Origin of the sequence: Intrasporangium sp. (genome assembly GCF_040414665.1) — a bacterium.
GTDB lineage: Bacteria > Actinomycetota > Actinomycetes > Actinomycetales > Dermatophilaceae > Intrasporangium.
The window spans coordinates 1-8748 of sequence record NZ_JBEDUL010000141.1; the positions used below are offsets into that span (position 1 = coordinate 1).

The 8748-nt window shown below is 69.2% G+C and carries 7 protein-coding genes and 1 pseudogene; 1 reads left to right on the forward strand and 7 read right to left on the reverse strand.

The genetic code is table 11. The annotated features are described in order from the left end of the window. The 7 genes and pseudogenes from ABF401_RS14695 to ABF401_RS14725 all read right to left on the reverse strand — a co-directional run. Positions 1–608: pseudogene (locus ABF401_RS14695) on the reverse strand (HNH endonuclease signature motif containing protein); the annotation flags it as partial. Positions 609–777: 169 nt separating this feature from the next. Further along, positions 778–2154: a threonine/serine exporter family protein gene (locus tag ABF401_RS14700; protein ID WP_353510318.1), complete on the reverse strand. Its 1377-nt coding sequence runs from the start codon at positions 2152–2154 to the stop codon at positions 778–780. A 33-nt stretch (positions 2155–2187) separates the two neighbouring features. Continuing rightward, positions 2188–3534, reverse strand: coding sequence for a dipeptidase (locus ABF401_RS14705; RefSeq protein ID WP_353510319.1), 1347 nt, complete (start codon positions 3532–3534; stop codon positions 2188–2190). Between the two features lie 4 nt (positions 3535–3538). After that, positions 3539–3985 carry a hypothetical protein gene (locus tag ABF401_RS14710; protein WP_353510320.1) on the reverse strand — a complete coding sequence of 149 codons (447 nt, stop codon included), beginning with the start codon at positions 3983–3985 and terminating at the stop codon, positions 3539–3541. Further along, a complete protein-coding gene (gadC, locus tag ABF401_RS14715) occupies positions 3982–5451 on the reverse strand; it encodes a glutamate/gamma-aminobutyrate antiporter GadC (protein WP_353510321.1) in 1470 nt (489 codons plus the stop codon). Before gadC ends, ABF401_RS14710 begins: the two co-directional genes overlap by 4 nt. A 158-nt stretch (positions 5452–5609) precedes the next feature. Continuing rightward, positions 5610–6743 (reverse strand): aminopeptidase P family protein, encoded by a 1134-nt coding sequence (locus ABF401_RS14720; RefSeq protein WP_353510322.1) that lies wholly within the window; start codon positions 6741–6743, stop codon positions 5610–5612. 82 nt (positions 6744–6825) lie between these two features. After that, positions 6826–7836 carry an AraC family transcriptional regulator gene (locus ABF401_RS14725; RefSeq protein ID WP_353510323.1) on the reverse strand — a complete coding sequence of 337 codons (1011 nt, stop codon included), beginning with the start codon at positions 7834–7836 and terminating at the stop codon, positions 6826–6828. A 223-nt stretch (positions 7837–8059) separates the two neighbouring features. On the opposite strand from ABF401_RS14725, the gene ABF401_RS14730 reads away from it, so the two are divergent. Then, positions 8060–8748: quinone oxidoreductase family protein (locus ABF401_RS14730; protein ID WP_353510324.1), on the forward strand; the 689-nt coding region annotated here is incomplete at its 3' end.

The following is an 8748-nucleotide window of genomic DNA, read 5'->3' on the forward strand; positions in this document are numbered from 1 at the left end:
AGCGAGCGGAGCCAGTCGGTGACCCGCAGCCCGCCCGGGGGCTGCTCGCCGCGGTCGAGCAGCTCGGCCAGCACGTTGACCAGCATCACCTCCTGCTCGGCCCGCAGCCCGGCCAGGTGCGAGACCGTGTGGGTGAGCAGGTCCGAGCCGTGCCGCACCAGCGGCCGCCCCAACAGCGCATCGACCTTGACCGCGACCGGCTCACCGAACTCCGGCGGCTCCGTCGGGCCCGGGTAGTTCGCCTCGAACCAGTCCGCGTCCGCACCGTCCAGATCCAGCTCGGACAGGGACACCGACTCCACCTCCCGCGGCAGGAACGGCAACGGCCCCTCCGCCGGCACGTGCGCCCACACCCCGCCAGGCGCACGGCCCCCCACCTCACGCAGCCGCGGACGCCGACCGCGTCCCGCCGGGCGCGGCGCGCCCGCACCCTCCGCGCCCGCACCCGGCGAGCCGGCGCCGGGTGAGCCGGCGGTGCCGGCGGTGCCGGCCACGGCGCCGAGCGAGGACCAGAACGCCTCGGCAGCCGCCCGGCCATCCGCCTCGTGCCGCGCCTCCACCTCGGTGAGCCGCGTCCGAAGCTGCTCGAGCAGCGCCGCATTTGCCATGTCTAGAACATATGTTCGACCGATGCACCTTGTCAATACCTTTTGGGCGTTTTGCGGCCCGCGCGTTCTGAGGCCAGCCGACGCCCTCTGGGGTGGGACTGGGAGCGAGCTCAGCGGCATACGGCATCGTCATGACACCGCTGGGACGCAACGTCGTGGCGCGGAACGGCTAGATCCCGCGCCAGGTCGAGGTGGCCCGGCCCAGGCGCTCCGAGATGCCGAAGCCGACGAGCACGCCGACGGCGATGGCAACGATCGACAGGAGCGCGTTGAGGAAGTCGCCCAGCCCGGCGGCCTGATCGGCGCCGATGATCTGGGCGACGCCCTGAAGGCCCAACGCGCCGGGCACCAACAGCCAGAAGGTCGGCAGGAATGTCACCGGCACCGGTGGACCGCTTCTGCGGCTCTGGATGGCGTAGCACACGGGAAGCACCACGGCCGCCGCGACGAAGCTCGCCCCCAGCGATCCCAGCGCGCGTCCGGCAAGGAACTGAGCGGCATACCCCACGTAGAGGGCCACCAGCAGCCAGCCGAAGGTGCCACGGGGCGCCGACGACGCGATGTACTGGCCGAGGCCAAAGACGAGCACTCCCACCCACGGCGCCAGCGCACCGAGCGCGCGGACAGGCTCACCGGACAGGGCCGGCGTGCCGGCCAGCTGTGCCCCGATCGCGATACCGAACGACAGCAGGAGCAGGCGCTCGAGACCGTAGACCAGCCGGGCCGAGCCCGCCAGCATGTCGCCGCTCGACAGCTCGACGGTGCCCATGGTGAGGGCAGCCCCGGGCAGGAACGTGACGAGGGCCGGAATGACGATCTCGAGTGGTGGGGAGTCGAGCAGCGGTGCCAGCCAGCCGAACACCACCCAGGTCACCACGAACGCCGTGGCGACCGGCAGCATCAGCGAGAGCATCGGGTCCTTGTCCGTCCACCACCGCATGAGCCCGGTGAGGAAGCCGAGCAGGACGAAGGCCGGCATGGCCGCGACGGTCGGGTTGAGCATCAGCCCCAGTCCCAGCGTGAGGACGCCGCTGCCGACGACGGCCACGACGGGCCCGAACCGCGGCGGTGACGTCAGCAGCTCGTCAAGGCGCCGGCTCGCGGTGTCGACATCGACCGTGGCGTGCCGGATGTCGTCGACGAGGCGGTAGAGGGCGTCCACCTGGTCGAGGCGAATCGGCGTGCTGTTGCCGGTCTTGAAGTCGAGCTGGCTCGAGGGGCCGAGGTCGATGCGCACGAACAGTCCCGTGGGCACGATGAAGAACGTCACGCCGGTGGCGCCGTACATCCTGGCGACCTCGTCGAGGATCTGGGTCACCCGATCCGCCGGCTCACCCGCCCGGGTCAGGGCCACGCCGAGGCTGCGCAGCAGTTCCAGCACCGCCTCGGGTGGCTGAGCCGGCACCGGCTCGGGTGTGGCCGGGACCTCGCCAGCAAGATCTTGGGCGACGTCGGCGAGGCGCGCCCAGAACCCGCGGCGCTTCGGGCGGAGCCGACCGCCCGGGGGGCCCGCCTCCTCCGACGCCGAGGGCTGCCTGGGTGCCACGATGGAAGAGGGCCGGTGCCGGTCAGAGCGGGCTCAGCGGCGGGTCGCTGCGTATCGCTGGAGGAAGAGGGCCTCGACCAGCGCCATGTTGGCGATCTCCGAGGGGTCGACGCTCTCGTTCGGGGCGTGGATCAGTGCCTGCGGCTCTTCCACCCCCATGAGGAACAGCTCGGCGTCGGGATAGGTCTCGGCGAACACGTTGCACAGCGGGATCGAGCCGCCCTGGCCGAGGGTGGCCATCGGCCTGCCGTACGCCTCCTCCATCGCAGCGGCCATGGCCGCGTAGGCGGGGCCGTCCGTCGCGGCATGGAACGGTGACCCCGTCGCCTCGGTGTCAATCGTCACGTGTACGCCCCACGGGGCTGCGGCGAGCAGGTGCTCGCGCAGCGCCTTCTCAGCTTCCTCAGGGGCCGTGCCCGGCGGAATGCGGAGGTTGAGTCGGGCCCGGGCTTTCGGGGTGATGGCGGCCGCAGATCCCACGACAGGCGGGCAGTCGATGCCGAGGATCGTGACCGACGACCTCGCCCACAGCATGTCGGAGACCGTGCCGTCCCCGAGGAGCGCAGCACCCTCGACGACACCTGCGTCGCTGCGGAACTGTTCTGCGGGGTACGGTTCGCCAGTCCACGTGCCGGTGTTGTCGAGTCCAGAGACGGTCGTGTTGCCCGCGCCGTCCCGCAGCGTGGCGAGCATCGCCACCAGGGCGGCCAGGGCGTCCGGCGCGGCCCCGCCGAACATGCCGGAGTGGAGCTCCGACGCGAGGGCCTCGACCGAGACGACGAGGTTGACCATCCCTCGCAGGCTCACCGTGGCTGCCGGGACCCCGACCGCCGCGTTTCCTGTGTCGCACACGAGGATCGTGTCGGCACGCAGGAGGTCGGCGTTGGGCGGGACGAAGGCCTCGAGCCCTCCGGTGCCCTGCTCCTCCGAGCCCTCGACCACGAGCTTGAGGTTCACGGGGATGTCAGCTCCAAGAGCCCGCAGCGCGGTGAGGTGCATGACGATGTTGCCCTTGCAGTCGGCGCTGCCTCGGCCGTACCAGCGGTCGCCGACCTCGGTGAGCGCGAACGGTGGGGTGCGCCAAGCCTCCTCGTTCAACGGCGGCTGGACGTCGTAGTGGGCGTACAGCAGGACCGTGGGCGCGTCGGGGTCACCGCACGGGCGCGAGCCGACGACGGCCTGGCTGCCGTCCGCGGTCTCCGCGAGGCGAGCGTCGGCGAAACCCACTGTGGCGAAGGCGTCGAGCACCCACTTCGCGGCACGGGCGCACTCCTCGGGCGGGTACTGCCGCGGATCCGCCACGGAGGGGATCGCGACGAGCTCGGTCAGGTCGGTGCGAGCCTGCTCCATCAGACCGGCCACCCGGTCACGGAGTTCCATCCGCTCAGCCCCTGATCGTGTTGTCGAAGTTGAGGCTGTCGACGAACTCCTGGAAGGACGGCAGCTCGTCCGGGCAGTACACCTGGATGATGAGCACGGCGCCCTTGACCATGCGGTTGTCGGCGATGATCGGACGCATCCCGGGGCCGCCCGCACCGTTCATGAGCGAACCCAGCAGGGTGGCCCTGCTCAGGGCCCCGTTCGGGTCCTTGCAGACGGCGCCGCCGTCGTCCCCGAGGGTGCGAACGATCATGTCCTTCTGTGGCGTCGCCGCTCCGGCTGCGGTCAGTGCCGCAATGAGCTGGTTCGCCTTCTGGTTGGCCTGCTCCGTCGACTCCTTCGAGCGATACGAGAACAGGGCGACGACCAGGAGGGCCACCACGACGACACAAGCGACGATGTAGATCGTCCTTCGCTCGGTGTCTGACGACTGTTCAGTGACGGTGGTCATGACGGGCTCACCTCCGAACCCTCGGGCAGCTTCCAGGACGGCTTGCGCAGGCGGTAGAAGAGGAACGGGACGAGCAGACCGAGGCCGAGCGCACCGCCGGCGACGATGAGCAGGTAGACGCCGGCATTGCCTGACTCGAACTGCGACGGCGGGACGAAGCCGATCAGGAGGGCGGCGAGCGAGGCCGCGAATCCGACTCCGCACAGGGCTCCGAGCATCGGTGCCCGGTAACCGCGCGGGTGGTCGGGGTCGTTGCGGCGCAACCGAACCGCGGCGACGAACATCAGCAGGTACATGATCAGGTACACCTGCGTCGTGATGACGGAGAAGATCCAGTAGGCGCTGCTCACGCTGGGGACCAACGCATAGCCGAGGGCGATGACGGTGGTGATGATTCCCTGGGTGACGAGGATGTTCTGCTGGATCCCGTTCTTGTTCAGCCTCTGGAGGAACGGCGGGAGGTAGCCCTCCTGGCGGGAGATGAGCAGCAGGCCCTTCGAGGGGCCGGCGAGCCAGGTCAGCATGCCGCCGAGCGAGGCCGTGACGAGCATGATGCCGATGATCGGTGTGAGCCACTGGGAGCCGAAGTAGGCGAACACGGCGTCGAAGGCCTGCATGATGCCGGCAGTGAGCGACAGCTGCTCGGCCGGGACCACCCAGCTGATCGCGAGCGCCGGAAGGATGAAGATGGCCAGGACCAGGCCCATGGCGAGGAAGATCGCCCGCGGGAACTCCTTGCCCGGGTTCCGAAGCGAGCCGACGTGGACCGCGTTCATCTCCATGCCCGAGTAGGACAGGAAGTTGTTGACGATGAGCACCAGGCTCGACAGGCCCGCCCACGCGGGGAGCAGGTGGTCGGCGGTCATCGGCGCCGCGGACGCGTTTCCCTGTCCGAGGAAGACGACGCCCAGGGTCACGAGGAGCACACCGGGGATGAGAGTGCCGATGATGAGGCCGCCGCTGGCGAGACCGGCGACGCCCTTGGTGCCCCGCGAGGAGACCCACACGCCGGACCAGTAGACGACGACGATGACGATCGCGGTCCACACGCCACTGCTTGCGAGCTCCGGATTGATCACGTAGGCGAGCGTGCTCGCCACGAAGCCGAGCAGGCTCGGGTAGTAGAAGATGGTCATTGCGAACTGGCACCACACCGCGAGGAAGCCCATTGGCTTGGAGATCCCGCGAGACACCCAGTTGTAGACGCCTCCGTCGTACCCGGACGCGAGCTCCGCGGACACCAGCGACGTGGGCAGCAGGAAGACGACGGCCGGAAGCAGGTAGAGGAAGACGCACGCCAGGCCGTACATCGCCATCGTCGGCGACGGGCGGAGGCTCGCCACCGAGCTGGTGGTCATCAGGGCCAGGGCGACCCAGGAGATGTATGCCCTGGCGGGCAGCTTGGCCCGGGCCCTGGACTCCGCAGGTACCACCGGCTGGTCGGCGGACGCATCCGCAGTACTCATGTCGTCCACCACCCAACGGTGTGCATTGACGTGGACACGTGATCAGGCCGCATCTCTACCCCTCCTTGATGGAGTCCCCGAACGTCCGACACGCCAATGGTTTGGCCGCGGCCAAGACAGTGGCATCACCTATTTCGGGTGACCCCCAACCCTGACCGTCACTCGACGAGGTGCAGCCCGTGATCGGTGTTGTTGAGGCGACGCACCCCGTCCTCGGTCACGGTGACGATGTCCTCGATGCGCACGCCGAACCGGCCAGCGAGGTAGATGCCGGGCTCGACGGAGAAGCACATGCCCGGCACGAGCGGGCGGTCCTCTCCCTCGACCATGTAGGGCGGCTCGTGCGTCGTGACGCCGATGCCGTGGCCCGTGCGGTGGATGAACGCCTCGCCGTACCCCGCGTCGGTGATGACGGCCCGGGCAGCACGGTCGATGTCCTGGCAGGTCGCGCCGGGGCGCACCGCTTCGACTCCGGCCTGCTGGGCCCGGCGGACGATCTCGTGAACCTTCCCGATCTCGTCGCTCGGCTCGCCGACGCACACCGTGCGCGTGGTGTCGGACCCGTAGCCGTACTTGAGTCCGCCGAAGTCGAGCACCACCGCATCCCCGGCCTGGATCACCCGGTCGCCCGCCTCATGGTGCGGGTTGGCGCCATTGGGTCCGGACCCGACGACGGTGAAGTCCACCTGCTCGTGGCCGAACTCGCGCAGGAGGGCCGCGAGGTCGGCCGCGACCTCGGTTTCCCGCCGCCCCTCGAACCGGCGCTTGACGATCTCACCGTAGGCCGCGTCGGCCGCGGCGCCAGCCGCCGCGAGACGACCCAGCTCGTCGGCATCCTTGACCGCCCGCATCATGGGGAGGCACTCGGTGAGGGACCGGTACGTCGACCCAGGCAACCTTGCCTGGAGCCCGAGTAGGTGAAGGGCCCACGCCGAGTCGGAGACCCCATACGCGCCGTCCGGGCGCAACAGGTCGGCCGCGGCGGCATACGGGTCGGTGGCGTCGGCCCAGTCCTTCAGGGACAGGCCCTTGGCGCCCTCGGCCGCCTCGGCATCGGGCCGTTCGAGCGCGGGGACGAGCAGCGTCGGCTCCCGCTCCCGCGACAGCACGAGCACGGTGAGCCGCTCGGTGATCGCGGTCGGCTGGTAGCCCGTCAGCCAGACGAGGTCGGGGCCCGGCGTGACGAGGACGCCGTCGAGGCCCTGTTCCGCGGCCGAGGCGACGACCCTCTTGGCACGTTCCAGGTAGTCGTCCGCACTGAACGGTGTGGGGGCGTCCGCGGGTCCCTCCATGACGTTCTCCCTTCGCGTCTGCCACCACGGTAGGAAGGTGATCCGGCCAACGAGGTCACCCATCTCGGGTGACCCGACACGATCAGGCGCGACTGGCTGCACACCACTCGCTGGGAGTGACGCCGAACTGCTGGTGGAACCAACGGGAGAAGGCGCTTGGAGCGGCAAACCCGAGCAGCAGGGAGACGTCGGTCATGGAGTGCCGGTCGCTCGACAGGTAGCGCTCGGCGAGCCCGGCACGCGTCGAGTGCACGATCGAGCTGAAGGTCTCCCCCTCCTCTGCGAGGTGGCGGTGCAGGGTCCTGCGGTCGACGCCGAGGGCTCGGGCGGCCTGGTCCATGGAGCACTTTCCCAGGGGTAACAGAAACTCCACGAGATCCCTCACCCTGTCCTTGGAGGTCTTCGCGCGCGGCGAGATGACCGAGTTGAGGAATCGCTGGGCGTAAGGCCGCATGAGTGGGTCGGACAGACAGTTCTTGACGCGGAGGTCTCTGGAGTAGAGCACCAGGCCAGTGAAGTCGTGCTCGAACTGCAGGCCGGGGCCGAAGGCTCGATGGAACGTCGAGAGGTCTGCCGGGGCGCGGTGCTGGAAACAGATGGCCAAGGGTTGCCAGTTCGGTCCCGCACATTGACGCACGATGCCGTGGAGCGCGGCGGCGGCCAGGGCAAGTGCCTGCCCAGTTGGCGCCGGCTCTCCGAACTCGAACCACAACCGCAGCGTGGCGATCTCTTCCGAGTCGTCGAGGCGCAGGCGGAGAGCCTCGTTGTAGCTGTGCTCGTAGCGCATCAGCAGCTTGATGACACTGCGCAGGTCGGGCTCCTCGCGGAGCACGACACTGAGTGGTCCCAGCGTGGACAGCCGGCGCCGTTCTGCGAGTCGGACAGCAAAGTCCGGGCGCCCCGACGTCGTCGCGGAGACATCGAGAAGTCGGGCCACCGCACCGGCCGGCAACCACTTGTCCGGATTCCTGAGGTCGGCTGGGTCGAGCCTGACGCCTCGCATCAGCTGGGGCGCGTCGAGGTGCAGGGACCGGGCGAGCCCGAGGTATCCGTTGAGGCTCGCAGAGCGGACGAACGAGAGTCTGTGGACCACGCCGACACCTGTCCCAAAGGGATAAGGACCTTGTCCTTTTCAGTAAAGCACCCTTGTCGACGCCCACCTACCGTTGTGTCAACGCGAGAAGGAGATGTCCTTCCTCGCCCCGGAGCGGGCCTCGGTCCCCGCTAAACCTACCTCGCCGCAGCGACCCGGCGAATCTTCGGATCCACCAACCGGGGGCCTTGCTGCCCCACGCACAAACACAGGAGACAACCAGATGGCGAAAGGTATTCGCTTCTACCAGACCGGTGCCCCCGAGGTCATGAAGTGGGAGTCCCTCCAGGTGGGCGCGCCGGGGGCCGGAGAGGTGCGAGTGCGTCATGCGGCCGTCGGCCTGAACTTCGCGGACACCTACTTCCGCAGCGGTCTCTACCCAACGGCGCTCCCGGCGGGCATGGGCGTCGAGGCTGCGGGGATCGTCGAGGCGGTGGGCACTGGCGTCACCGCCTTCGTCCCGGGCGACCGGGTCACCTACACCGGTAGCCCGCTGGGTGCGTACAGCACCGAGCGCACGATGCCTGCAGACCATCTCATCAAGCTTCCCGAGACGATTCCCTTCGACACCGCGGCCGCGATGACGATGCGTGGGCTCACCTCGGCCTACCTCCTGCGGCGCATCGCGCCGCTGCAGGAGGGAGACACCGTCCTGCTTCATGCCGCCGCCGGTGGCGTGGGGCTCATCTTCGCGCAGTGGGCTCGACTGCTGGGGATCAAGGTCATCGGCACGGTCTCCACGGACTCAAAGGCCGCCGTGGCGCGGGCCCACGGGTGCGAGCACACGATCGTCTACACCCGCGAGGACGTCGCGACCAGAGTTCGCGAGCTCACCGATGGCGCGGGCGTCCCCGTCGTGTACGACAGCATCGGCAAGACGACCTACCAGAGCTCCATCGACTCCCTCGCCCG

Bases quoted from the DNA above. Each gene is read 5' to 3' on its own strand.
- ABF401_RS14705 (WP_353510319.1), bottom strand. From the start codon at position 3,534: ATGGAACTCCGTGACCGGGTGGCCGGTCTGATGGAGCAGGCTCGCACC.
- ABF401_RS14710 (WP_353510320.1), bottom strand. From the start codon at position 3,985: ATGACCACCGTCACTGAACAGTCGTCAGACACCGAGCGAAGGACGATC.
- gadC (WP_353510321.1), bottom strand. From the start codon at position 5,451: ATGAGTACTGCGGATGCGTCCGCCGACCAGCCGGTGGTACCTGCGGAG.
- ABF401_RS14720 (WP_353510322.1), bottom strand. From the start codon at position 6,743: ATGGAGGGACCCGCGGACGCCCCCACACCGTTCAGTGCGGACGACTAC.